The following is a 23,324-nucleotide window of genomic DNA, read 5'->3' as shown; positions in this document are numbered from 1 at the left end:
GTTAATTCCAAATTACTGCTTTTTTTGTGGTTTCTTTAAATGAATTTGACAAATGGAACATTCTTGCTTTTAATAATATTTTTCGTCCTTCCAAATGGCGCGTATAGAAAACTTCAGATGCACCTACATGAATTTTCCAATACTTTAAAAACAACTCACAACGTTGTTTTTTATCTCCAAACAATTCAGGAACAGAATAATAGTTTTGAATTTCAAAATTCTTTCGAAACCAATTCTTTTTTACAATTAAATAGCGTGGGTTTTTAATCGGTTCAATAATTTCTTGAAGTGAATTTATAAATAAAGCACTTTCTATTTCAGTTGCACCTTTTATAGCACAAACTACTTCTCCTTTTGGTAAAATATCTGTGGTAAGAACAATATTCTCTCTTTTAGTTGTAATCATATTTAAATCGTACATACTATTTAAAAGTGCATCTGCTATTCTTTTTAAATCTTTATGTAACAACCCAAATTGGATGTAATTTTTTATCGATTTATAGGTTTTCAAACCAAAAGATAACCCCAAAGCTGTTAACAAAGAATACATAAAAGCCATAGCTCCCTTGGTTATTAAAATATTTAAGTTTTTTATCAAAAATTGAGGTAAGAAAAACGAAAGTGCAACCGATAATTCTAAAAAACTATAGCGAACTACATCATTAAATGATTGACTCTTTTCAGTTTCATAAGCCTCATCTCCTGTGTAATATTTTTTTATTTCTCTTGAAATTCCTGTACCATAACTAATAGCATTATTCCATCTTTCTTTTAAAACACCACGTTTTTTAGATTCATTTAATGTGTAATCATTCAAAGATTGAATATCTATATCATTGAAACTATCAGGAATACTCAATCTATCTATTCCACTTTCAATATAGTTTTTTTCAGAATTTGAAATACCCACAAAAGCATCAAACCGTCGTTTCAAGGTTTCAATATCTTTTCCTCCATTAATATCTGTAGGATCTAAACATACCAAATGCCAAATATTGCCTGTTTTGTTTAAATTTCCTTTTTGTGTTCTAATAGCGCGTCCTCGCATTTGGTTAGATGAAACAAACGACCCAACAAACGAAGCTAATACCAAAGTATTTATTGATGGCGCATCCCAACCTTCACCTAAAAGCGATTTTGTTCCAATTAATACTTTTATATTTCCTATTTCAAAAAGTTTTGTAATGGTATTTACTAAGTGATTTGCGCCTGCTTTTGGAACTATTTCAACATATTCAATATCTGTTTCAAAAGGAATAAAATTATAATTATCCAAAGACTCTATACTTCCAAAAGCCGTTATATTATTTTTGTGTATAATAACCAATGTTCCTGTTAATACCGCTATTTCCACTTTAGAAACTGAACTAATTCTAAGGTGTTGAAAAATGGGAATAACACCAAGTCTATCAATTGAATGAACCTCTTTATCTTCTGTAATTTTAAATTCTTTTTTTATATAATCAGTTAAAACTACAGCACGCAAATCTGCTTTTAAATTTAAATATTCGTTTGAAATTATATCAACAATACTAAGCAGTTTACTAGGGCTGTTTGACAAGGAACGATATAACTGATTATCGCCAATTAAATCAACTTTTTTATTTTCAAAAATATTTAAGCGTCTAAGTTTTGTTTCTAATTCATTTAAAAACGATTCCTTTTCAATTAAATTAAGCCTATCCAATACAATTAAGTTTTGAAACAAAACTTCTGCCCAATTATTTGTGAAAGCAGGAAATTCAACTTTTTCATTTTTTTCAAAACCTAAAATGTATAATTTCTCTTCTGGAATTTCTTGATTAATGGAATTTAAAAAAATTAAAATTGCCGAAAAATACTCTGGATTTCCATAAATCTCATTCAAATATTTTTGAGTAGATTTTAAAAATCTATGGTTGTTTATAAAGGCAATAAACTCGGTATTCAGCTTTAATTCATCAATAAAATTTGAGATTCTCATCCTATATTCAAAAATAAAATGAATCTCTTTTTCTTCAGGTTTAGAAAAATATATATAATCTTGATGCGGGCACAAATCACCTTCTTTTACAAGGTCTGGTACTGTAATTTCTTCATCAATATCGCCACATAACCTAAAATATTTTGATACTTCAAGCGCATCACTATCATACGGTGGTGTTGCTGTTAATGCTACAATAGTTAAGTTATTATCTCTTTTCAACTCAAATAAACATTTCCACCATTCATTTTTTAAATGATGTGCTTCATCTAAAACAATAGCTTCTATTTTTTCATTTTCAAAAAAGGCATGATACTCTGCTTTTTGTTCGAATTTTTTATAAAATGAATGTAACGATTGATAAGTAGAAAAGGTTATGGCTTTCGGGTTATTTATGTCAAATGAAAAATCATTAAACAATTCATTTCCAACAAAAAAAGTTTGCAGTCTATTTTCCCATTGATTTCTAACAGTAAGTGTAGGAGCAAGCACTAATGTTTTTTTTCCTATTCGCCTTACTATTTCAATACCTAAAATAGTTTTTCCAGAGCCTGGTGGTGCTACAACATGTAGATGATTGTCAACAATATGCCTGCTTATATTGTTTATAAATTTTTCTTGATAACTTCGCCAAGGAAAAATAAACTCTAGATTTTTAAAGGGCATATTAAGAATTAGTATTTTTATCTTTTCAAATATAGAAAATCTATGACCTGTTACTGCGGAAATTTAAAAACTTACCATAATTGTTGTGAGGTTTTCCATAAAAATGGGGGCAAAACCAAAACCGCCGAACAATTAATGCGTTCAAGATATTCTGCATTTGTATTGGCAAATGGCGATTATTTAATGCAAAGTCACCACAGTTCAACAAAACCAATAAAAGAAAAAAAGTCAATTGTTGCATGGGCAAAATCGGTGCAATGGATAAAACTAGAAGTTTTGGAAACTTCCAAAGGAAATGAAAACGATACCGATGGCACAGTCACATTTAATGCGTATTTTTACGAGCACGGAAAAGTGAACGTTATTCACGAAAAATCCGCTTTTATAAAAGAAAATAATGCTTGGAAATATTTAGGACTGAGTGAATAAAGCATTTGAATTTTTCTGTATTTAACATGTAATGAATTATAAACTTTTAACTTTACACTTTTAATTTTTCATATGTATCCTTTAAGAAGAAATAGACGTTTAAGAACCAACGAAGCCATTCGAAGTTTAGTTAGAGAAACCATCATTTCACCAAACGACTTTTTAGTGCCACTTTTTGTGGTAGAAGGCAAAGGCGTGAAAGATGAAATTCCATCTATGCCAAATTACTTTCGTTACAGTTTGGATTTATTGGAAAACGAAGTAAAAGAACTTTGGAAGCTGGGTTTAAAATCGGTGTTACTATTTGTAAAAGTACCAGATAATTTAAAAGACAACAAAGGTAAAGAAGCCCTAAATCCTAACGGATTGATGCAACGCGCCATAAAAACAGTTAAAAATGCTTGCCCAGAAATGTTGGTTATGACCGATGTAGCTTTAGACCCATATTCAATTTATGGTCATGATGGCATTATTGAAAACAGTATGATAGTAAATGATGCTACTGCCAATTTTCTTGCAGAAATGAGCATTTCGCATGCCAAAGCTGGTGCCGATTTTGTAGCACCAAGTGATATGATGGATGGTCGCATATTAACCATTCGTGAAGCTTTGGAAGATGAAGGCTTTATAAATACAGGTATTATGAGTTATTCTGCAAAATACGCTTCGGCATTTTATGGTCCGTTTCGCGATGCTTTAGATTCTGCACCTGTAGATATGGTTAACATTCCTAAAGACAAAAAAACCTATCAGATGGACTATGCAAATCGTTTAGAAGCCATCAAGGAAACTAATATGGATATTGATGAGGGTGCAGATATTGTGATGGTAAAACCAGGACTTTCATATCTTGATATTTTAAGAGATATTAAAAACGAGGTTGATGTGCCCGTTGCGGTATATCAAGTATCTGGTGAATATGCCATGATAAAAGCTGCTGCCGAAAAAGGCTGGCTAAATCACGACCAAGTAATGATGGAAACCACCATGGCCTTTAAACGTGCTGGCGCAGATATTATCGCGTCTTATTTCGCTAAAGATGTTGTGAAATTAATTTCGTAAATTAGACTATTAAAAATTAAATGGAAGAATGCATCATCAAATCGCCTTTAGGGTTTGCCAAAATTGTTGGTGATGAAGAAGGTATTGCTTCCGTTTCAATATTAAATTCCGAAGAAAAAATAACCGACATCATTCCTGAAGTTTTAGAAGACTGCGTTATTCAACTTAATGAATATTTTGAAGGAACTAGAAAACAATTTAGCCTAACATTAAACCCAGAAGGTACCAATTTTCAAAAACAAGTTTGGAAACTCCTTGAGCAAATTCCTTATGGTAAAACCATATCATATCTAGATTTATCCAAACAACTAGGCGATGTAAAAGCCATTCGTGCTGTGGCAAATGCAAATGGTAAAAACCCGCTTTGGATACTAATTCCATGCCATCGAGTTATTGGTAGCGATGGTAGTTTAACAGGTTATGCTGGTGGTTTACACAGAAAACAATGGTTGTTAGAGCACGAAAACCCATTTAAACAAGTGTCTTTAATTTTAGTTTAAATTCATTAAGTAGAAATACATAAAATATTTCCTATATTTAATTCAACTAAACACGTTAAAATGAAATTCTTAAAAAAACTTCTTAAATGGATTGTAATTGTTATTGCAACACTTGTACTTCTGCTGTATATTTTTGATTATAGTTACATATTAAAAGGAGTTCGCGTGGTATATTTTACAGGTCATAATACCGCCTTTATTGATGATTATCCTTATTTTGAAAATGATACTATAAAAAAAGGAACTAATACAAGCGAGTGGCCAATTCACAAAAATTATAACACAGTTGAACCAACCAATACGCTTTCAAAAGTTAATAAAGATTGGGGAACAATAGCCTATTTAATTATTAAAAACGACAGTATTTGGTTTGAAACTTATTATGAAGATTTTAATAAAAACTCCAAAACCAATTCCTTTTCAATGGCAAAAAGCATCACTACTTCAATGCTTGGAAAAGCCATTATGGATGGATTTATTAAAAGTTTAGACCAACCTATAAGCGATTTTTATCCTGAATACAAAGGCACTAAAACTACAGTTGGCGATTTAGCTTCTATGGCATCTGGTTTAGATTGGGTTGAAGATTATACAGGTCCGTTTTCTATTACCGCTCGAGCAAATTATGATGATGATTTAGCCGAAACCATATTAAACCAAAAAATAGTTGAAACTCCAGCAAAAGAATTTAAGTATTTAAGTGGCGACACACAACTTTTGGGCATGATTATTCAAAAAGCAACAGGCAAAAGTTTGTCAAATTATTTATCGGAAAGTTTTTGGCAACCAATGGGAGCTACAGATGATGCGCTTTGGCAATTAGATGATGGCAAAAACAGGCTTGCTAAAGCATTTTGTTGCATTTCTAGTAATGCTAGAGATTTTGCTCGCTTTGGAAAATTATATAAAGACCATGGTAAATGGAATGGTAAGCAATTATTAGACTCCAGTTTTGTAGCTAAATGCATAACGCCTCGCTTTAAGGAAAGTCCGCAATACGGTTACGGTTGGTGGATGAAAGCTATTGGCAAAAAACACTTTTTTATGATGCGTGGTCATTTAGGGCAATACGTTATTGTAGAGCCTGATGATAACGTTATTATTGTGCGTTTAGGACACAGAAAATCGCCCGATGAAGGTGTTGGTCAGTTTACTGAAGATATTTCCGTTTATATAGAAGAAGCCTACAAAATGCTTGGAAAATGATTTCAAAAATCCATTTAGAAAACATACTTTTTTTAGATATTGAAACCGTACCTGAAGTTCAATATTTCTCCGATTTAGACGAAACCAAACAAGCCTTATGGGAACATAAATCGCAATACCAACGTAAAGAAAACGAAACCGCTGAAGATTTTTACCAACGTGCAGGCATTTGGGCAGAATTTGGTAAAATAGTTTGTATATCGGTTGGGTATTTTACATTTCGTGGTGATATAAGAAACTTTAGAGTAACGTCGTTTTTTGGAACAGAAACAAAAATTTTAAAAGATTTTAAAAACTTGCTCATTTCACATTTTAGCGAAACAAAACATTTACTTTGTGCACATAATGGTAAGGAATTCGATTTTCCATACATTGCACGTCGTATGATTATAAATAATATTGAATTGCCATACAAACTTAATCTTTTTGGCAAAAAACCTTGGGAAGTACCACATTTAGATACGCTAGAATTGTGGAAATTTGGCGATTATAAAACCTATACATCATTAAAGCTATTAACCAATGTATTAGGCATTCCATCACCAAAAGATGATATTGATGGTAGCGAGGTTTATGCCACATTTTATAAAGAAAAAAACATAGACCGTATTATTATTTATTGCGAAAAAGACACTATTGCCGTAGCTCAAATATTTTTACGCTTGCGTGGTGATGACCTATTAACCGAAGACGAAATTATTCATATATAAATGCCTCAAAAAACTGTTTTATCAATTAAAAATCTTTCCATTTCATTTGGGGAAAACGAAGTAATTCATAACATTTCCTATCATCTAAATCAAAATGAAATATTGGGTATTGTAGGCGAATCAGGTTCGGGAAAATCGGTATCATCGTTAGCTATTTTGGGTTTACTTCCTAAGAAAATTTCAAAAATAACTTCGGGTGAAATTCTTTATAATGATTTTGATTTAACAACACTATCATCAAAAGCATTTCAGCAAATACGAGGCAAAAAAATAGCGATGATTTTTCAAGAACCTATGAGTTCTTTAAACCCATCTATGACCTGCGGAAAACAAGTTCAAGAAATATTATTACAACACACCAAGCTATCTAAACAAGCCGCAAAAGAGGAAACTATAAATCTTTTTGAAAAAGTAAAATTACCTGATGCAAATCGTGTTTACAATGCCTATCCTCATGAAATTTCGGGCGGACAAAAACAGCGCGTTATGATTGCCATGGCAATAAGTTGCAAACCAGATATTTTAATTGCCGATGAACCTACAACAGCTTTGGATGTTACGGTTCAAAAAAACATTATTCAACTGTTAAAAGAATTGCAAGTTGAAACCCAAATGAGCATTATTTTTATTACACACGATTTATCTTTAATCTCCGAAATAGCACATCGGGTTTTAGTAATGTATAAAGGCGATATTGTAGAACAAGGCGATGTTTTAACCATTTTTAAAACACCGCAACACACTTATACAAAAGCACTTATAAATTCGCGTCCATCTTTAAAAACACGCTTAAAAGTATTGCCAACAATTCAAGATTATTTGAACAATACCACTAAAACCAATATTATAACTGCAGAAGAACGTCAACAAAACCACAAAAAATTATATAGCAAACCACCTTTATTAGAAGTTATTAATGTTGAAAAAGCATATATATCTAAATCTGGTTGGTTTACAAAACCAAGTGTTTTTAAAGCAGTTAACAATGTAAGTTTTAAGCTTTATGAAGGTGAAACATTGGGTTTGGTAGGCGAATCGGGTTGTGGAAAATCTACTTTAGGTAATGCCATTCTTCAACTGGACAAAGCTTCTGCTGGACAAATTTTATATAATGCCGTTGATATTACGAAGCTTTCAAATGCTGAAATAAAGAAGCTTCGGAAAGACATTCAAATTATTTTTCAAGATCCTTATTCATCATTAAACCCAAGAATTCCTGTGGGTGAAGCTATTATGGAACCCATGAAAGTACATAAGCTTTATAATAATGATGCCGAACGAAAAGAAAAAACAATTGATATTTTAAATAAAGTAGGCCTATCAGAAGCGTATTTTAACCGCTATCCACATGAATTTTCGGGCGGACAACGCCAACGTATTGGTATTGCTCGCACTATTGGGTTACAGCCTAAATTAATTGTGTGCGATGAATCGGTTTCAGCCTTAGATATTTCGGTGCAAGCGCAAGTTTTAAACCTTTTAAACGAACTTAAAGAAAGCTTTGGTTTTACTTATATTTTTATATCGCACGATTTGGCAGTAGTAAAATATATGAGCGACCAACTACTAGTTATGAATAAAGGTAAAATTGAAGAATTGGACGATGCTGATGCTATTTATGCATCGCCCAAAACAGACTATACAAAAAAGTTAATAGACGCTATTCCGAAAGGATTATAGCATAAAAACCTTCTTAGTTAAATACAGTAAACTTTTTAAAAATTGTAAATTAGAACGCAGTGTTTCTTTGAATTTACTTTCTGTAAATGTAGGTTGTTCAGGTAGATTTGTTGCAAAATTCATAGGCTTCAAGTTTATGGTAGATTTGGGGAAATCTATTTATTTTGTTTGGTTTCTTTGGGATTACTAAGATGAAACAATTTTTTCATATTTTAGTTGAAAAACATAAAAAATCGATGTAATGCATTTATATTTAACATTTATGTCTATTTTGTGAGATTTATAGTAAAATTTAACTGTGTTCAAATATCCATTTCTGGAATATCACCTTCAACGATTAACGTACCTTCGGTAGCTTTTATTATGTATTCTACAGAAATTCCTGGTGCGCGTTCTAAAAGTTTAAATCCGTTTTGAGTTACTTCAATAACAGCTAAATTGGTAACAATCTTTTTTACACAACCAACACCCGTTAATGGTAACGCGCATTTTTTTAATAATTTAGATTCGCCTTCTTTGTTGGTGTGCATCATAGCAACAATAATATTTTCGGCACTTGCTACCAAATCCATAGCACCACCCATACCTTTTACCATGCGGCCTGGTATTTTCCAGTTGGCTATATCGCCATTTTCAGATACTTCCATAGCACCTAAAATAGTTAAGTCTACATGTTTACCTCTAATCATGGAAAAACTCATTGCAGAGTCAAAAAAACTAGCTCCTGGAAGTGTGGTAATGGTTTGTTTTCCTGCGTTAATAACATCGGCATCTTCTTCTCCTTCAAAAGGAAATGGACCCATACCTAAAACGCCATTTTCACTTTGAAATTCTACTTCAATATCATTACGAACATAGTTGGCAACCAATGTTGGAATGCCTATTCCTAAATTAACATAATAGCCATTTTTTACTTCTTTGGCGATACGTTTTGCGATTCCTATTTTGTCTAACATTTTATAAGTTTTAAGTGCCTAAAGTTTTAAGTGCCTAAAGTTCTTAAACTAACGCTTTAATAATTTAACTTAAGCGCACTTTAAGTACTTATAACTTTTAACTTAATTAATTTCTTTGTCTAACTGTGCGTTGTTCAATACGTTTTTCATAGTTTTTACCTTGAAAAATACGCTGAACAAATATACCTGGTATATGAATTTGGTTTGGATCTAAACTACCAAGTGGTACTAATTCTTCAACCTCAGCAACCGTTATTTTTGCTGCACCACACATAACTGGGTTAAAGTTTCTAGCAGTTCCTTTAAAAATTAAATTACCAGCAACATCACCTTTCCATGCTTTTACAAAGGCAAAATCGGCTTTAAAAGCATGTTCTAGCACATACATTTTACCATCAAACGCACGGGTTTCTTTACCTTTGGCAACTTCAGTACCATAACCTGCAGGTGTATAAATGGCTGGAAAACCTGCTTGTGCTGCTCTACAACGTTCTGCCAACGTACCTTGCGGAATGAGTTCTACATCCAATTCGCCAGATAGCATTTGGCGTTCAAATTCATCGTTTTCACCAACGTAGGATGATATCATTTTTTTTATTTGATGTTTTTGTAGTAGCAAACCCAAACCAAAATCATCAACACCTGCATTATTTGAAATACAGGTTAAACCCTTTACACCTAGTTTTACCAATTGAGCAATAGCCTTTTCTGGAATACCACTAAGCCCAAAACCACCAACCATACACGTTATATTATCTGTAACGCCTTGAAGTGCTTCTTCAACATTGGCTACTTTTTTATTAATCATGCTTATTTAATTTTCTTCTTAAAAATACAAAATAAAAAAGCCATTCTAAAAAGAATGGCTTATGATTTTATTTTACTAAATATCCTATTTAACCAAAATCTAAATCATCGGGTGTGTCTCCAGAATCGCCTGCATTATTACCATCACCTGTTGCTTTAGAACAATCTACGTTTATGGAAAGGTTTTTAGGTACTTCAAAATTTCCTGTTGAAACATCAAGGGTTTTATCAGTATAACAACTTTTCATGAACAAGCCCCAAATTGGTAATGCCATTGAAGCACCTTGCCCATACGTAATGCTTCTAAAATGTGCTGATCTATCTTCTGCACCTACCCAAACGCCTGTTACTAAATTTGGCACCATACCCATAAACCAACCATCACTTTGGTTTTGTGTGGTTCCTGTTTTTCCTGCAATTGGGTTGGTAAACGCATACGGAAATCCGGTTATAATTTCTTTGTAAACGCCATAAGGTTCACCAGCTCTTCTTAATCTTGCGCCCGAACCAGATTCCACAACACCTTGTAATAATTTTACGGTTACATAGGCTTCTTCTTCACCTAAAACATCGCGTGTTTCTGGTTTAAATTGGTATAAAACTGTACCATTTTTATCTTCTATGGTGGTTACCATTACGGGTTTTGTGTAAACACCTTTATTGGCAAAAGCAGCATATGCCGCTACCATTTCGTAAACACTTAAATCGGCTGTCCCTAAAGCTATTGAAGGTACAGCAGGAATTTCAGATTCTACGCCTAATTTTTTAACTAAATCGATTACTGGTCGTGGTCCTACTTTATCCATTAACCTCGCGGTAATTGTATTTACAGAATTTGCAAGCGCGTCTTTTAATGTTCTGGAACCTCCATATTTACCATCTGAATTTTTAGGACACCAATCTTGTAGGTTTCCATATTTATTTGCTTCTATACAAAATGGTGTGTCTGGAAATACATCACATGGTGAATAATGTAACTGATCTATAGCTGTAGCATACACAAAGGGTTTAAAGGTTGACCCTACTTGACGTTTACCTTGCTTAACCATATCATATTGAAAATGCCTGTAATTAACACCTCCTACCCATGCTTTTACATGGCCTGTTTGCGGATCCATAGACATCATACCTGTGCGTAAAAATGTTTTGTAATAACGTATAGAGTCTATTGGTTTCATAAGTGTATCAATCTCGGTTGCCTTACCTTTTTTCCATGCAAAAACAGTCATTTCTGTTGGTTTGTAAAAAGAAGCTTCAATTTCTTTATCCGATTTGCCTAAATCGTATTTCATTTTTCGCCAACGCTCTGATTGTTTCATGGCGTTTCTTAATAACGATTTGATTTCTTCAGGTGATAAATCTATAAATGGTGCTGTTTTGTTACGCTCTGGTGTGTTTTGTTTAAAAAAGGCTGCTTGTAACCGTTCCATGTGTTGTTGTACCGCATTTTCAGCATATAATTGCATGCGCGAATCGATAGTTGTGTAAACCTTTAAACCATCATTATACAAACTATATTTAGAACCATCTGGCTTTGGGTTGTTCTTTATCCAATCTTTCATAAAACCATCTAAATAGGTTCTAAAATAAGTAGCAATACCTTCTCGATGCGATTCTGGGTTGTAGTTTAAATCTAAAGGTGTTTTTTGAAGTGAATCTTTAACTTTTTCATCTAAATAATCATACTTTACCATTTGCGCTAAAACCACATTTCTGCGTTCGCGTGTTAATTCTGGGCGCTTTCTTGGATTGAATAACGATGAATTTTTAAACATTCCTACAAGCATTGCAGATTCTTTTAAATCTAACTCTTTAGGTTCTTTACCAAAATAAATCCTTGCAGCACTTCGAATACCATCGGCGTTATTTAAAAAGTCGTAAATATTAAAGTATTGTGCTATAATTTCTTCTTTTGTGTATTGGCGCTCTAAACGGGTTGCGATAATCCATTCCTTTATTTTTTGGGTCATTCTACCTAACTTATTTTTAGAACCTTCACCATGAAATAACTGTTTTGCTAATTGCTGCGAAATGGTGCTAGCACCACCACCGCTACCTAATTTTACAATAGCTCGCAGTGTTCCTACTGCATCAATACCAGAATGGTCGTGAAAACGAGCATCTTCGGTTGCTAATAAGGCTTCTACCAAATGCTTTGGTAACTCATCATATTCTATTGGTGTTCTATTATCATTTAAATAGAATTTTCCTAATGTTTTTCCGTCTGAAGAAATAATTTCGGTAGCTAAATTTGTTTTAGGGTTCTCTAAAACAGTATGGTCTGGCATCTCGCCAAAAAGCCCCCAAGAAGCTAACAGGAAAATTAAAATTACAAATAAAATGCCTCCTATAAACGTCATCCAAAACCAACGAATGTATTTTGAAAAATCTTGAGTTGCTGATGTTTGTTTTTTTGTTGCCATGTACGTTGTTTTGTAAATATGACTCGTTAAAAAAGTTGAGACACTAGAAGTGCCATTAAATTATTATTGTTTGTTAGGTTTTTCTATTCTAAAGCCTACATCGGTAATACCTTCCAATTCTACAACGCCATTTACTTTACCGTTTTCGCGCATAGCGTGTTGAATTTTTACTTTATATTCACCTTTTTCTCTAAAAATTACTCCTTCTTTGTACCAAAGTTTATTTTCTTTAATATCGGTTAAACCTGTACCTAAAAGTTTACCTGTGGGATCTGCCATTTTATACTCTAGCGTGTCTGTTACTGTTTTTCCGTGTGGAAATTCCATTTTAACAATTAGGTATAAGTTATTGTATTTATAGGCATTGGTGTTTCTTAAATTAACAAACAAATTGTAAGCGTTGGTTGAGTCGGGCGCTTTTATATTGAAACTAACTACTTTATCTTTATGCCATTTGTTTGGTATTGGTTCATACACATCAAAAACTCGATTTGGATCGCATGATGTAACTACAAAAAACAGTACTAATAAAACTAATGACACACTATTTTTGAGCATTTTTAGTATTTTGAGGTTTGTTCCTATTTTTCTTGTTTCTGTTACCACCTTTTTTTGAACCTTGGTTTTGGTTTGTATTAGTATTTTCTGCCGCTGTATTTTTAGTTCCTTGGTTATTATTGCGTCTATTATTTTTACGTTTTTTGTTTGGTTTTGGACTATCAAAACGTGTTAAACTATCTTGACCTACAACGTTTTCAAATTCGGTTTTAGTATCTTCAGTAACTTCTAAAGCATATTCTTCAAGACTAATAACTTTTTGATTTTTCTTATTTAAAGCAATAATTTCGGTTGCTTGTTCCGTAGTAATTTTGTGCCAATTTGCCCATTCACCTTCATAAGCATACCACATGTGGCCTTTAAAAATATCGGTTTTTTGGCAAACGGCTGTTCCTTTTTCGGTTTGTAGTTTAATTTCAGTTTTAGGGAAACTTTTTAAAGCATCAAGGTAACTATCTAACTCGTAATTTAAACAACATTTTAGTTTGCCACATTGTCCTGCTAATTTTAATGGATTTAATGATAATTGCTGATAACGTGCTGCCGATGTACTTACCGAACGGAAATCTGTTAACCAAGTTGAGCAACACAATTCGCGACCACAAGACCCAATACCACCAAGTCTAGAAGCCTCTTGGCGAAAGCCAACTTGCTTCATCTCAATTCTAATTCTAAACTCGCGGGCAAATACTTTAATAAGTTCTCTAAAATCTACGCGTTCTTCGGCAGTATAATAAAAAGTTGCTTTACTGGCATCACCTTGAAATTCAATATCAGAAATTTTCATTTCTAGCTTCAAATCTATAGCGTATTGGCGTGCGCGCACTTTCATTGGTTCTTCCTTATCGCGCGCTTCTTGCCATATATCAATGTCTTTTTGGCTAGCTTTTCTATAAATTTTTAAAATTTCTTCTGGTGTTTCAGATATGCTTTTGCGTTTCATTTGAACGCGTACTAATTCGCCAACTAGCGTAACCATACCAATATCGTGTCCAGCTTGTGCTTGAGTAGCTACCACATCGCCAATACTTAATGTTAAATTATCGGTGTTATGATAGTATTCTTTTCTACCATTTTTAAAACGAACTTCAACCCACGAAAATGGTTTTTCGCCATTAGGAAGTGACATGTTGGCTAACCAATCGAACACCGTTAGTTTATTACAACTATCGGTTCCGCATGTGCCATTATTTTTACATCCTTTAGGTTGACCGTCTTTTCCAGTTGAACAACTGTTACAAGCCATATGCTTTTTTATATATTGATTCCGTTTAAAACCAGTGTTTTAACGGAAGAAGGTTCATAATTAATTTAAAAGGTAAAGATAAGATTATTATGCTTACTTTAAAATAGTTGCTAAATTATCCTGAAATTTTAAAACCTAATATCTGTTTTCAATCTTGTTTTACACTAATTTAACTGAAATTATTTTTACAGGGCATGCTTTTGAAGCGTTTTCTGAAGCTTCTAAAATCTCGTTTTCATTTGATTTTAAAGTGAAAAATCCTTTTTTGTCTGTAGAATGAAGTAGAACAGATTTCCCATCTTTTTTTGACATTTGAAATTGATTGGGTGCTAATTCTACGCAGTAATTACAGCCAATACATTTACTGCGTTGCAAGGTGATAACTACCATTATGCTTCTACTTTGTTTTCAACAATTTTATACAACTTATCTGATGGCCTAATTCTGAAACCAAGTGGAATTGTTACCAAATCGCCTTTGGTGCCTTTGCTTAATTTTTGGTCGTTTACCATCATATCATTCACTTCAATTTCTTTGGCTCCTGTAGTTGGTCCTGTAATTAAAATGGTGTCGCCTATGGTAATATCAAACGCTTCAATTTTAAATTCACCTATTTGTGGTTTTGGAAAAAAATGTGTGCCTTTGCCAATATATACTTTCTTTTGTGTAGCATGCGAACCCGAACCTATACTCCATTCACCTAATTTCTGACCTAAGTAGTAGCCATTCCAAAAACCGCGATTGTACACTTTTTCAAGGTCTTGCATCCAAGAAATTACTTTTTCTTTATCGTAGGTATTGTTTTCTAAACTATTAATAGCTGCGCGGTAACACGAAATTACTTTAGCAACATATTCTGGTGCACGACCACGACCTTCAATTTTTAAAACTTTTATGCCTGCATCAGCTACTTGATCTAAAATATCGATGGTACATAAATCTTTGGGAGACATGATGTATTCGTTATCCAACTCCATTTCAAAACCAGTTTCTTGCTCAATAACCGTATATTTTTTTCGGCAATTTTGTTTACAAGCACCGCGATTTGCCGATGAATTATAGGCATGTAAACTCATATAACATTTACCAGAAACGGCCATACACAAAGCACCATGACCAAAAATTTCTATTTCAATCAATTTGCCTGAAGGTCCTTTTATTTGGTCTTTTTCTATTTGTTCGGTTATCTTTTTTACTTGTCTTAAACTTAACTCTCTGCTTAATACCATTGTATCTGCAAACAGTGCGTAAAATTTAACTGTTTCAATATTGGTAATATTTATTTGTGTTGAAATGTGCACTTCCATACCAACCTCGCGCGCTGCCATAATAACTGCTTGATCCATTGCAATAACCGCTGTAATATTAGCTTCTTTGGCTTTGTTGATTAAGGTTTTTACGATTGATAAATCGTGGTCGTAAATAATGGTGTTAAGTGTTAAATAGGTTCTAACATTTTTGGCTTTACAACGTTTTGATATTTCTTCTAAATCATCTAAGGTAAAATTGATAGAAGCTCGAGCACGCATATTAAGTTGTTCAACACCAAAATAAATAGAATCGGCACCATTATCTAAAGCTGCCTGTAACGATTCGAAATTTCCTGCAGGCGCCATTAATTCAATTTTCTGCATAACTTTTGGTATTATTTCTTTTGAAAATAATCAAAAATATTTCTTAAATCTTTTTTATATGGCAAATGGTCTGCACGTCCTTTTTTAAAAATATCGTTGCTGTTGCCTTGGCCTTTTCTAAGTTCTTTCTGTTCTTCAAAAGGTAGTCTATTTACTTCCATACAGGTTGTTGAACAACAGTTTTCCATTTCTTCCTTGCATTTTGGGCATTGAATAAAAAGCAAATGACAGGCTTGGTTTGCGCAATTGGTGTGCACATCAAAAGGTTCACCACATTGGTGGCAACTTGCAATTACATCATCACTTATACGTTCGGCACGCCTATCATCAAATACAAAATTTTGTCCTAAAAATTTATTTTCAAGATTTTGTTCTTTTATTTGACGAGTGTATTCAATAATACCGCCTTCCAACTGAAACACATTTTTAAACCCTTTGTGTTTAAAATAGGCACTGGCTTTTTCACAACGAATACCGCCTGTGCAATACATCACTAGGTTTTTATCTTCTTTGTGGTCTTTTAAATCGGCTTCAATAATATCTAAAGATTCTCTAAATGTATCAACATCTGGCGTAATCGCATTTTTAAAATGCCCTATTTCACTTTCGTAATGGTTTCGCATATCAACCAAAACAGTGTTTTCATCATCTATAAATTTATTGAAATCTTCCGCTTTTAAGTGAATGCCTTTATTGGTAACATCAAACGTATCGTCGTTTAAACCATCGGCTACAATTTTATCGCGCACTTTTACTTTCAGTTTTAAAAACGATTTATTGTCTTGTTCAACAGCAATATTTAAACGAATATCTTTTAAAAAATCGATACTATCTAAATGGTTCTTGAATTCATTAAAACGATCTGCTGGCAACGAAAGTTGGGCATTAATACCTTCATGTGCTACATAAATTCTGCCTAAAACTTCCAAACTATCCCAAGTTAGAAATAAGTGATCGCGTAAAATTTGTGGATTTCCAATATTAGCGTATTGGTAAAAAGAAAGTGTTAATCGACTTTTTCCTGCTTGGTCAATTAATTCGGCTCTTTCTTTTGCGCTTAATTTATTGTACAGTTGCATGCTATACTAATTTTTAAGGTTAAAGAATTATTTTAAAGTGCAAAAGTACAATTTTTAGAAAAATACCAACGTAAAACACAAAAAAAGCACCTATTTTTTATGTAGGTGCTTTACAGAATAATTTCGAGTTAGTCTACTTTAAAGTATTCCTTAGATAAGTTTTCATAGCAATATCCTTCCCGATTTTATAATAGATGCAAAATGTTGATAAAGGTTGCGTTAGAAAATTGTAAGATGACGAAACTTATAGTATTTTAGCATCCATTACTTCAGAAAATAAAAATAAAAATGAGCAGCGAAAAAGAAGCAAAATTAAAAGCATTAAAACTTACATTAGATAAATTAGATAAAGCCTACGGAAAAGGTACTGTAATGAAAATGAGCGACCAAGCAGTTGTTGATGTGGACGCCATTTCATCAGGTTCATTAGGTTTAGATATTGCTTTAGGTGTTGGTGGTTATCCTCGCGGACGTGTAATTGAAATTTACGGACCAGAATCATCAGGTAAAACAACCTTAACATTACATGCCATTGCCGAAGCGCAAAAAGCGGGCGGTATTGCAGCTTTTATTGATGCAGAACATGCATTTGATAGGTTTTATGCCGAAAAATTAGGCGTTGACTTAGAAAACTTAATTATTTCACAACCTGATAACGGTGAGCAAGCCTTGGAAATTGCCGATAATTTAATTCGTTCTGGTGCTATTGATATTGTAGTGGTCGATTCGGTTGCTGCATTAACACCAAAAAGTGAAATTGAAGGTGAAATGGGCGACTCTAAAATGGGTTTACATGCACGTTTAATGTCGCAAGCATTAAGAAAGCTAACAGCTTCTATTAGTAAAACGAATTGTACAGTAATATTCATTAACCAATTACGTGAAAAAATTGGTGTTATGTTTGGTAATCCTGAAACTACAACAGGTGGTAATGCTTTAAAGTTTTACGCATCGGTACGTTTAGATATTCGTCGTTCTACACAAATAAAAGAAACCGATGGTAGCGTTTCTGGTAATAAAACCCGTGTAAAAGTGGTTAAAAATAAAGTAGCACCACCATTTAGAACTGCCGAATTTGATATTATGTACGGTGAAGGCATTAGTAAAGTTGGTGAAGTTTTAGATATTGCTGTAGAAAATGAAATTGTTAAAAAAAGTGGTTCGTGGTTTAGTTACGACGAAACAAAATTAGGACAAGGTCGTGATGCAGTAAAAGCACTTATAAAAGACAATCCAGAGCTTATGGACGAGCTTGAAGCCAAGGTTAGGCAAGTAGCCAAAGCAGCTTCAGCAGCAGAATAATTTAAAAATCCCGATAACTCGGGATTTTTTTTTTGCTTTAGTACGCAACCATTTAAACATCAATGCATCTATCTATAAAAAAAGAAAAAGTAATGAAAAAGTTAATTGCCCTAAGTTTAGCCTTAATTTTTGCCATGTCTTGTAGTATAGACGATGATAACACAAATTATAGCTTTGAAGTTTTACCCGTTGAAAGTGTAGATATCCCTACTGAATTTACGTTAGGCGAAACATACCCAATAACGGTTACGTATTTAAAACCCAGTTCGTGTCATGTATTTAAAGAATTTTATTATTCTAAAAATTTAAATGAACGTACTGTAGCACCTATTACAATAGTTTATGATGACAAAAATTGCCAAACTTTGGATAATGTTACAGAAGATGCTACCTTTAACTTTATGGTTACAAGTAATGGCTCATACATTTTTAAATTCTGGCAAGGTGAAGATGCCAATGGCGAAGACCAATATTTAACCATTGAAGTACCAGTAGTAAACTAAATTAGGGTGTTAATTAATACGTGTTTAATTTGAGTTTAGAACAACTCATAGAAAATTGTAAAATTAATGATACTAAAGCACAAAGTGAACTGTACAAACTCTTTTCGAGTAAGCTGTTCTCGGTATGCTTAAAGTATTCGCGTAACTATGCCGAAGCAGAAGATAATTTGCAAGACGCATTTTTAACAATTTTTAAAAAAATTGAACAGTATAAAAACAAAGGTTCGTTTGAAGGCTGGCTAAAACGAGTTACCGTAAACACCGTTTTACAACAATATAGAAACGAAAAAGTTTTTGAAATTGTAAATGAAAATATTATTGATGATGTTGAATTAGATGTTGACGATGAGTCACTTTCCATCGACTACCTTTTAAAAATCATTCAAGAATTGCCAGATAGGTACCGATTGGTTTTTAACTTGTACGTTCTTGATGGCTATTCGCATAAAGATATTGCAGACATGCTAGATATAAACATAGGCACTTCAAAATCTAACTTAGCACGCGCTAGACAAATTTTGAAACAAACTATTGAAACAGATAAAACAAACCAACGCGTACAATCATTATAAATGAGCGATAAAAAACATATAGATAGGTTATTTCAAGAACGTTTTAAAGATTTTGAAGCAACCCCAAGTGATGCTGTTTGGAAAAACATTGAAGCAGAACTCACTAAAGACAAGAAAAAACGTCGCATCATTCCTATTTGGTGGCAATATGCTGGCGTTGCAGCATTACTGGCACTTTTGCTAACGGTTGGTGGTACTTATTTTTTTAATACAAATAAAAATACACCTATAAAAATTGTAGATACTGAAGATAATCAAACACGAAGTTCAAACACTAAAAGCGATATTAAAATTGCAGTTGAAAACACCTCGTCAAACAAAAACAATTTAGAAAATGATGCTCAAAATGATGCTCGAGTAGTTTCAAACAATACAAATTCATCAAAAACCTCAACAATTACTACGTCATCAAATTCAGTTTCAAATACTAAAAAAGAAAATCTTCAAACAAATAGCGCGTCTTTAAATGAAAAATCGAATGTAAAAAACTTAAATACTAGTGCTGTTGCTTCAAATTCCGAAGAAATAAATAACCCTTTAAATAATTCTACAATTGCAAAAACTGAAGAAAACAACACTAAAATTGCAGTTGAAAATAATGAAACATTAATCAATTCAGAAAAGGCAAAAACAATACTTAATAACGTTTCTAAAGATGCATCTAACATTGCAAAAACTGAAGAAAAAAACAAAAATACGCTTACTATTGAAGAAGCTTTAGATGAAACTAAAGACAAAATTGAAAAAGAAAAACACACAAACAAATGGCGTATTACGCCAAATGCGGCACCTGTTTATTTTAGTAGTTTAGGTGAAGGCTCTTCTATTGGTGAACAGTTTAATAACAATTCTAAAACTGGCGAAGTTAATATGAGTTATGGTATTAATGCCAGCTATGTAGTTAATGATAAAATAAAAATACGCTCGGGTATTAACAAAGTAAACTTAGGTTATAATACTAATGATGTGGTTATTTACCAATCGTTTGGTTCTAGCTCTAGCTCTAGCATTAGTGCGCTTGAAAATGTTAATATTAGCGCAAGTAATACGCCTAGTGATATTTCGATAATTAGCGGTGAAACTATAAGTGCAAGACCAGAAGCTTTTGCAACTACAAATTCTTCCATTAGTCAAGCTTTTGCCTATATAGAAATACCACTAGAAGTTCAATATGTACTTGTAAACACAAAATTAGGTGTTAACCTTATTGGTGGCTTTAGCTCCTTCTTTTTAAGTGATAATAAAGTATATTCTGAAACTGAAAATGGTAGTAGAACTTTATTGGGTGAAGCTAATAATATAAACAATGTAAGTTACAGTGCTAATTTTGGTGTTGGTGTAAACTACCAAATATCTAAAAAAATAGACTTGAATTTAGAGCCTATGTTTAAATATCAAATTAATACGTTTAATAATACTTCTGGTAATTTTACACCATTTTTTATAGGTGTTTATACCGGATTCGCCATTAAATTCTAGGTTTTTGGTTAGATCTAGATATTGATTTTCTTTAAGCTCGGAAATCAATATCAATGAAAAACGACTCTTTTCAGAGTCGTTTTTCTTATGTATTAAAATCTTGTAATTGCTTTAAAATAACGGTTCTGGCTTTATCGTTTAGCGTTTTTGTATCGTGTACAGTTAACCCTTCTGTAGTTAAAAATTTATGGATTTTAACACGCATCAATCCTGGTCCACCACTAAAAAATGTATAAGAAAATCGTTTTTTATTATCGGCAAACGTAATAGGCACAATAGGTATATGATGATTTATGGCTAATCTAAATGCACCATCTTTAAAATCGTCAAGCATTATATGTTCTTCAGGAACGCCACCTTCAGGAAAGATACATATACTTAATCCTGATTTTAATCGTTTTTGTGCTCTTAAAAAAACCGCTTTTCTGCTTTTTTCCGAGCTTCTATCAACCAAAATACAGGTACGTTTATAAAAAAAACCAAATAGTGGAATTTTGGTTAATTCTTTCTTCCCTACAAAAACAAATGGATTTTTTACACTTACTAGCATAAGCATAATATCGGTCATAGAAGTATGGTTGGCAATAAGCATGTAACTTTTAGTCTTTTCTGGTGTTTGGTCTCGTTCAATTTTCCAATTAAAGCCCATGCCTATTAAAATAATTTTAGCCCAAACACGTGCTATTTTAAAAAAGAATGGATACCACGATTCTTTCAAAATTGAAATTAAAAGAACAGGAAACATAATAAGAATTGGTAAACCTACAAGTATGTAGAACCAAATACGGTATAAGATCCAGAATAAATATTTAAAAAGCTTCATCAAGTCCAAAAATACATAATTGTATTGAGCAATTCTATTAAAAAAATTACCTTTGCCTTTTCGTTTAATTAAAAAATATTCCTGCCTTCGCAGGAAGCATTATGGCAAGAATACTTACAGGCATACAAAGTACAGGAACACCGCATTTAGGCAATATTTTAGGCGCTATTATTCCAGCAATTGAAATGGCCAACAACCCTAAAAACGATTCGTTTTTGTTTATAGCCAATTTACATACCTTAACCCAAATTAAAGATGCCGAAACGCTAAAACAAAACACCTACTCAGTAGCTGCAACATGGTTAGCTTTTGGTTTAGATATTGAAAAAACAGTGTTTTACAGGCAAAGTGATATTCCGCAAGTAACCGAACTATCATGGTATTTAAGTTGCTTCTTTCCATACCAACGCCTTACGTTAGCACATAGTTTTAAAGACAAAGCCGACAGATTGGAAGATGTAAACGCAGGTTTATTTTCGTACCCTATGCTTATGGCTGCCGATATTTTATTGTATGATGCTGAAATAATTCCGGTAGGTAAAGACCAATTACAGCACATTGAAATGACTCGCGATGTTGCTGCTCGTTTTCATGCAAAAATGGGTGAGGTTTTTGTATTACCTGAAGGAAAAGTAGAAGAGAACATCATGCTTATTCCTGGAACTGATGGTGAAAAAATGAGTAAAAGTAGAGACAACACTATCAATCTTTTTTTAGATGATAAAAAACTACGCAAACAAATAATGACCATTCAAACCGATAGCACACCACTTGAAGAACCTAAAGATTGGAGTACTTGCAACTGTTTTGCTATTTATAGTTTGTTGGCAAATGAAAACCAAATAAAAACCATGAAAGCCAATTATGAAAATGGTAATTATGGTTACGGACACGCAAAACAAGCCTTATTTGAATTAATTGTTGAAACATTTGCAGTACAACGCGAACGCTACAATTATTACATGAACAACCTAAAAGAAGTTGATAAGGCGTTGGCTTTAGGTGCTGAAAAAGCGAAATTGGTAGCCGATGATGTTTTAAAGCGCGTAAGAGAGAAGGTTGGATATTAATTATTTTGTATCTTTATTCTAACGCTTCTAAATAATGTCCTTAGATAAAGTATATATATACAGAATGACCCATATTGATAACATTCTTCATATCTTTGAAAATGGAATCACTCATAAGAATTCCCAGAATTCTAATAAAAAATTTAAATCAATTGGAGATAATTCTTTGATTAATACTAGAGAAGATTTTCTTTTATCAAATAAAAAATATTTAGGTAGTTACATCCCTTTTTATTTTGGTAAGAGAACTCCAATGTTGTATGTAATACAGAAAGGATTTAACGGTGTTACTGCAACTAACAAAGAATATATTGTATATTGTGTTAGTAGTGTTCAAAAAATTATTGATTTAAAGATTCCTTTTGTATACACTAACGGTCATGCTACTAATGGGTTAAGTGATTTTTATTATAAAGACTCTGTAAATTCAATTGAAGAAAATGTTGATTTTGTTGCTGTCAAAAAAAAATATTGGACAGATGAGAATGATTTAGATTTAAAAAGGCGGAAAGAAGCTGAATTCCTTGTTGAATCGGATATTCCAGTTACTGCAATTATAGCTTTCGTTGTTTACAACGATAATGCGAAAGACAAATTAACTAGTTTAGGTATTGATTCAAATTTAATACATATTATTCCAAAATATTATTTTTAGT

Annotated in this window: 22 protein-coding genes; 12 read left to right on the top strand and 10 right to left on the bottom strand. The window is 32.7% G+C overall.

Annotated features, from left to right (window positions below):
* Nucleotide 1: 1 nt before the first annotated feature.
* The gene (locus ACFQ1R_RS10940) at nt 2-2,629 is read right to left on the bottom strand and encodes a DEAD/DEAH box helicase family protein (RefSeq protein WP_379926210.1); all 2,628 of its coding nucleotides are present in this window, start codon (nt 2,627-2,629) and stop codon (nt 2-4) included.
* A gap of 42 nt (nt 2,630-2,671) precedes the next feature.
* Between ACFQ1R_RS10940 and ACFQ1R_RS10935 the strand changes: the two genes are divergently transcribed.
* The 6 genes from ACFQ1R_RS10935 to ACFQ1R_RS10910 all read left to right on the top strand — a co-directional run bounded on the left by ACFQ1R_RS10935 (nt 2,672) and on the right by ACFQ1R_RS10910 (nt 8,216).
* A complete protein-coding gene (locus ACFQ1R_RS10935) occupies nt 2,672-3,058 on the top strand; it encodes a YchJ family protein (RefSeq protein WP_379926209.1) in 387 nt (128 codons plus the stop codon).
* A 72-nt stretch (nt 3,059-3,130) separates the two neighbouring features.
* Nucleotides 3,131-4,120 carry a porphobilinogen synthase gene (gene hemB / locus ACFQ1R_RS10930; RefSeq protein WP_379926208.1) on the top strand — a complete coding sequence of 330 codons (990 nt, stop codon included), beginning with the start codon at nt 3,131-3,133 and terminating at the stop codon, nt 4,118-4,120.
* 20 nt (nt 4,121-4,140) lie between these two features.
* The gene (locus ACFQ1R_RS10925) at nt 4,141-4,620 is read left to right on the top strand and encodes a methylated-DNA--[protein]-cysteine S-methyltransferase (protein WP_379926207.1); all 480 of its coding nucleotides are present in this window, start codon (nt 4,141-4,143) and stop codon (nt 4,618-4,620) included.
* 60 nt (nt 4,621-4,680) lie between these two features.
* Nucleotides 4,681-5,826: a serine hydrolase domain-containing protein gene (locus ACFQ1R_RS10920; RefSeq protein WP_379926206.1), complete on the top strand. Its 1,146-nt coding sequence runs from the start codon at nt 4,681-4,683 to the stop codon at nt 5,824-5,826.
* Entirely contained in the window at nt 5,823-6,536 is a 714-nt protein-coding gene (locus ACFQ1R_RS10915; protein WP_379926205.1) for a 3'-5' exonuclease, read from the top strand. The genes ACFQ1R_RS10920 and ACFQ1R_RS10915 overlap by 4 nt, the downstream gene beginning before the upstream one ends.
* A complete protein-coding gene (locus ACFQ1R_RS10910) occupies nt 6,537-8,216 on the top strand; it encodes an ABC transporter ATP-binding protein (protein ID WP_379926204.1) in 1,680 nt (559 codons plus the stop codon).
* 302 nt (nt 8,217-8,518) lie between these two features.
* Here ACFQ1R_RS10910 and ACFQ1R_RS10905 read toward each other — a convergent pair whose 3' ends face one another.
* The 8 genes from ACFQ1R_RS10905 to trhO all read right to left on the bottom strand — a co-directional run bounded on the left by ACFQ1R_RS10905 (nt 8,519) and on the right by trhO (nt 16,919).
* Nucleotides 8,519-9,172 carry a 3-oxoacid CoA-transferase subunit B gene (locus ACFQ1R_RS10905; RefSeq protein ID WP_379926203.1) on the bottom strand — a complete coding sequence of 218 codons (654 nt, stop codon included), beginning with the start codon at nt 9,170-9,172 and terminating at the stop codon, nt 8,519-8,521.
* Nucleotides 9,173-9,278: 106 nt separating this feature from the next.
* Complete coding sequence (locus tag ACFQ1R_RS10900; protein ID WP_379926202.1) at nt 9,279-9,980, bottom strand: CoA transferase subunit A; 702 nt, start codon at nt 9,978-9,980, stop codon at nt 9,279-9,281.
* Nucleotides 9,981-10,068: 88 nt separating this feature from the next.
* Nucleotides 10,069-12,402: a penicillin-binding protein 1A gene (locus ACFQ1R_RS10895; RefSeq protein ID WP_379926201.1), complete on the bottom strand. Its 2,334-nt coding sequence runs from the start codon at nt 12,400-12,402 to the stop codon at nt 10,069-10,071.
* Between the two features lie 63 nt (nt 12,403-12,465).
* Complete coding sequence (locus ACFQ1R_RS10890; protein WP_379926200.1) at nt 12,466-12,960, bottom strand: gliding motility lipoprotein GldH; 495 nt, start codon at nt 12,958-12,960, stop codon at nt 12,466-12,468.
* Nucleotides 12,947-14,206, bottom strand: a complete 1,260-nt coding sequence (locus ACFQ1R_RS10885) for a PSP1 domain-containing protein (protein WP_379926199.1) — start codon at nt 14,204-14,206, stop codon at nt 12,947-12,949. The genes ACFQ1R_RS10890 and ACFQ1R_RS10885 overlap by 14 nt, the downstream gene beginning before the upstream one ends.
* A gap of 159 nt (nt 14,207-14,365) precedes the next feature.
* Entirely contained in the window at nt 14,366-14,596 is a 231-nt protein-coding gene (locus ACFQ1R_RS10880; RefSeq protein WP_379926198.1) for a ferredoxin, read from the bottom strand.
* Nucleotides 14,596-15,840 carry a peptidase U32 family protein gene (locus ACFQ1R_RS10875; protein ID WP_379926197.1) on the bottom strand — a complete coding sequence of 415 codons (1,245 nt, stop codon included), beginning with the start codon at nt 15,838-15,840 and terminating at the stop codon, nt 14,596-14,598. The genes ACFQ1R_RS10880 and ACFQ1R_RS10875 overlap by 1 nt, the downstream gene beginning before the upstream one ends.
* A gap of 11 nt (nt 15,841-15,851) precedes the next feature.
* Nucleotides 15,852-16,919, bottom strand: coding sequence for an oxygen-dependent tRNA uridine(34) hydroxylase TrhO (gene trhO, locus ACFQ1R_RS10870; RefSeq protein ID WP_379926196.1), 1,068 nt, complete (start codon nt 16,917-16,919; stop codon nt 15,852-15,854).
* Nucleotides 16,920-17,207: 288 nt separating this feature from the next.
* Between trhO and recA the strand changes: the two genes are divergently transcribed.
* The 4 genes from recA to ACFQ1R_RS10850 all read left to right on the top strand — a co-directional run bounded on the left by recA (nt 17,208) and on the right by ACFQ1R_RS10850 (nt 20,775).
* Nucleotides 17,208-18,221 (top strand): recombinase RecA, encoded by a 1,014-nt coding sequence (gene recA / locus ACFQ1R_RS10865; protein WP_379926195.1) that lies wholly within the window; start codon nt 17,208-17,210, stop codon nt 18,219-18,221.
* A 92-nt stretch (nt 18,222-18,313) separates the two neighbouring features.
* Nucleotides 18,314-18,724 (top strand): hypothetical protein, encoded by a 411-nt coding sequence (locus ACFQ1R_RS10860; protein WP_379926194.1) that lies wholly within the window; start codon nt 18,314-18,316, stop codon nt 18,722-18,724.
* A 29-nt stretch (nt 18,725-18,753) separates the two neighbouring features.
* Nucleotides 18,754-19,296, top strand: coding sequence for an RNA polymerase sigma factor (locus ACFQ1R_RS10855; protein WP_379926193.1), 543 nt, complete (start codon nt 18,754-18,756; stop codon nt 19,294-19,296).
* Nucleotides 19,297-20,775, top strand: coding sequence for a hypothetical protein (locus ACFQ1R_RS10850; protein WP_379926192.1), 1,479 nt, complete (start codon nt 19,297-19,299; stop codon nt 20,773-20,775).
* A gap of 85 nt (nt 20,776-20,860) precedes the next feature.
* Here ACFQ1R_RS10850 and ACFQ1R_RS10845 read toward each other — a convergent pair whose 3' ends face one another.
* Nucleotides 20,861-21,598, bottom strand: a complete 738-nt coding sequence (locus ACFQ1R_RS10845; protein ID WP_379926191.1) for a lysophospholipid acyltransferase family protein — start codon at nt 21,596-21,598, stop codon at nt 20,861-20,863.
* Nucleotides 21,599-21,699: 101 nt separating this feature from the next.
* On the opposite strand from ACFQ1R_RS10845, the gene trpS reads away from it, so the two are divergent.
* On the top strand, nt 21,700-22,668 hold the full coding sequence (gene trpS / locus ACFQ1R_RS10840) for a tryptophan--tRNA ligase (RefSeq protein ID WP_379926190.1): 969 nt from the start codon (nt 21,700-21,702) through the stop codon (nt 22,666-22,668).
* 64 nt (nt 22,669-22,732) lie between these two features.
* Nucleotides 22,733-23,323 (top strand): type II toxin-antitoxin system toxin DNA ADP-ribosyl transferase DarT, encoded by a 591-nt coding sequence (darT, locus tag ACFQ1R_RS10835; RefSeq protein ID WP_379926189.1) that lies wholly within the window; start codon nt 22,733-22,735, stop codon nt 23,321-23,323.
* Nucleotide 23,324 lies beyond the last annotated feature (1 nt).

Origin of the sequence: Mariniflexile jejuense, assembly GCF_042675665.1 — a bacterium.
In the GTDB taxonomy this organism is placed as follows: domain Bacteria; phylum Bacteroidota; class Bacteroidia; order Flavobacteriales; family Flavobacteriaceae; genus Mariniflexile; species Mariniflexile jejuense.
Note: the sequence above shows the minus strand (reverse complement) of the source record. Positions and strands in the feature narration are given on the sequence as shown.

What these genes read in the sequence shown, in the direction of transcription:
- ACFQ1R_RS10940 (WP_379926210.1), bottom strand. Translation starts at nt 2,629, where the DNA reads ATGCCCTTTAAAAATCTAGAGTTTATTTTTCCTTGGCGAAGTTATCAA.
- ACFQ1R_RS10935 (WP_379926209.1), top strand. Translation starts at nt 2,672, where the DNA reads ATGACCTGTTACTGCGGAAATTTAAAAACTTACCATAATTGTTGTGAG.
- hemB (WP_379926208.1), top strand. Translation starts at nt 3,131, where the DNA reads ATGTATCCTTTAAGAAGAAATAGACGTTTAAGAACCAACGAAGCCATT.
- ACFQ1R_RS10925 (WP_379926207.1), top strand. Translation starts at nt 4,141, where the DNA reads ATGGAAGAATGCATCATCAAATCGCCTTTAGGGTTTGCCAAAATTGTT.
- ACFQ1R_RS10920 (WP_379926206.1), top strand. Translation starts at nt 4,681, where the DNA reads ATGAAATTCTTAAAAAAACTTCTTAAATGGATTGTAATTGTTATTGCA.
- ACFQ1R_RS10915 (WP_379926205.1), top strand. Translation starts at nt 5,823, where the DNA reads ATGATTTCAAAAATCCATTTAGAAAACATACTTTTTTTAGATATTGAA.
- ACFQ1R_RS10910 (WP_379926204.1), top strand. Translation starts at nt 6,537, where the DNA reads ATGCCTCAAAAAACTGTTTTATCAATTAAAAATCTTTCCATTTCATTT.
- ACFQ1R_RS10905 (WP_379926203.1), bottom strand. Translation starts at nt 9,172, where the DNA reads ATGTTAGACAAAATAGGAATCGCAAAACGTATCGCCAAAGAAGTAAAA.
- ACFQ1R_RS10900 (WP_379926202.1), bottom strand. Translation starts at nt 9,980, where the DNA reads ATGATTAATAAAAAAGTAGCCAATGTTGAAGAAGCACTTCAAGGCGTT.
- ACFQ1R_RS10895 (WP_379926201.1), bottom strand. Translation starts at nt 12,402, where the DNA reads ATGGCAACAAAAAAACAAACATCAGCAACTCAAGATTTTTCAAAATAC.
- ACFQ1R_RS10890 (WP_379926200.1), bottom strand. Translation starts at nt 12,960, where the DNA reads ATGCTCAAAAATAGTGTGTCATTAGTTTTATTAGTACTGTTTTTTGTA.
- ACFQ1R_RS10885 (WP_379926199.1), bottom strand. Translation starts at nt 14,206, where the DNA reads ATGGCTTGTAACAGTTGTTCAACTGGAAAAGACGGTCAACCTAAAGGA.
- ACFQ1R_RS10880 (WP_379926198.1), bottom strand. Translation starts at nt 14,596, where the DNA reads ATGGTAGTTATCACCTTGCAACGCAGTAAATGTATTGGCTGTAATTAC.
- ACFQ1R_RS10875 (WP_379926197.1), bottom strand. Translation starts at nt 15,840, where the DNA reads ATGCAGAAAATTGAATTAATGGCGCCTGCAGGAAATTTCGAATCGTTA.
- trhO (WP_379926196.1), bottom strand. Translation starts at nt 16,919, where the DNA reads ATGCAACTGTACAATAAATTAAGCGCAAAAGAAAGAGCCGAATTAATT.
- recA (WP_379926195.1), top strand. Translation starts at nt 17,208, where the DNA reads ATGAGCAGCGAAAAAGAAGCAAAATTAAAAGCATTAAAACTTACATTA.
- ACFQ1R_RS10860 (WP_379926194.1), top strand. Translation starts at nt 18,314, where the DNA reads ATGAAAAAGTTAATTGCCCTAAGTTTAGCCTTAATTTTTGCCATGTCT.
- ACFQ1R_RS10850 (WP_379926192.1), top strand. Translation starts at nt 19,297, where the DNA reads ATGAGCGATAAAAAACATATAGATAGGTTATTTCAAGAACGTTTTAAA.
- ACFQ1R_RS10845 (WP_379926191.1), bottom strand. Translation starts at nt 21,598, where the DNA reads ATGAAGCTTTTTAAATATTTATTCTGGATCTTATACCGTATTTGGTTC.
- trpS (WP_379926190.1), top strand. Translation starts at nt 21,700, where the DNA reads ATGGCAAGAATACTTACAGGCATACAAAGTACAGGAACACCGCATTTA.
- darT (WP_379926189.1), top strand. Translation starts at nt 22,733, where the DNA reads ATGACCCATATTGATAACATTCTTCATATCTTTGAAAATGGAATCACT.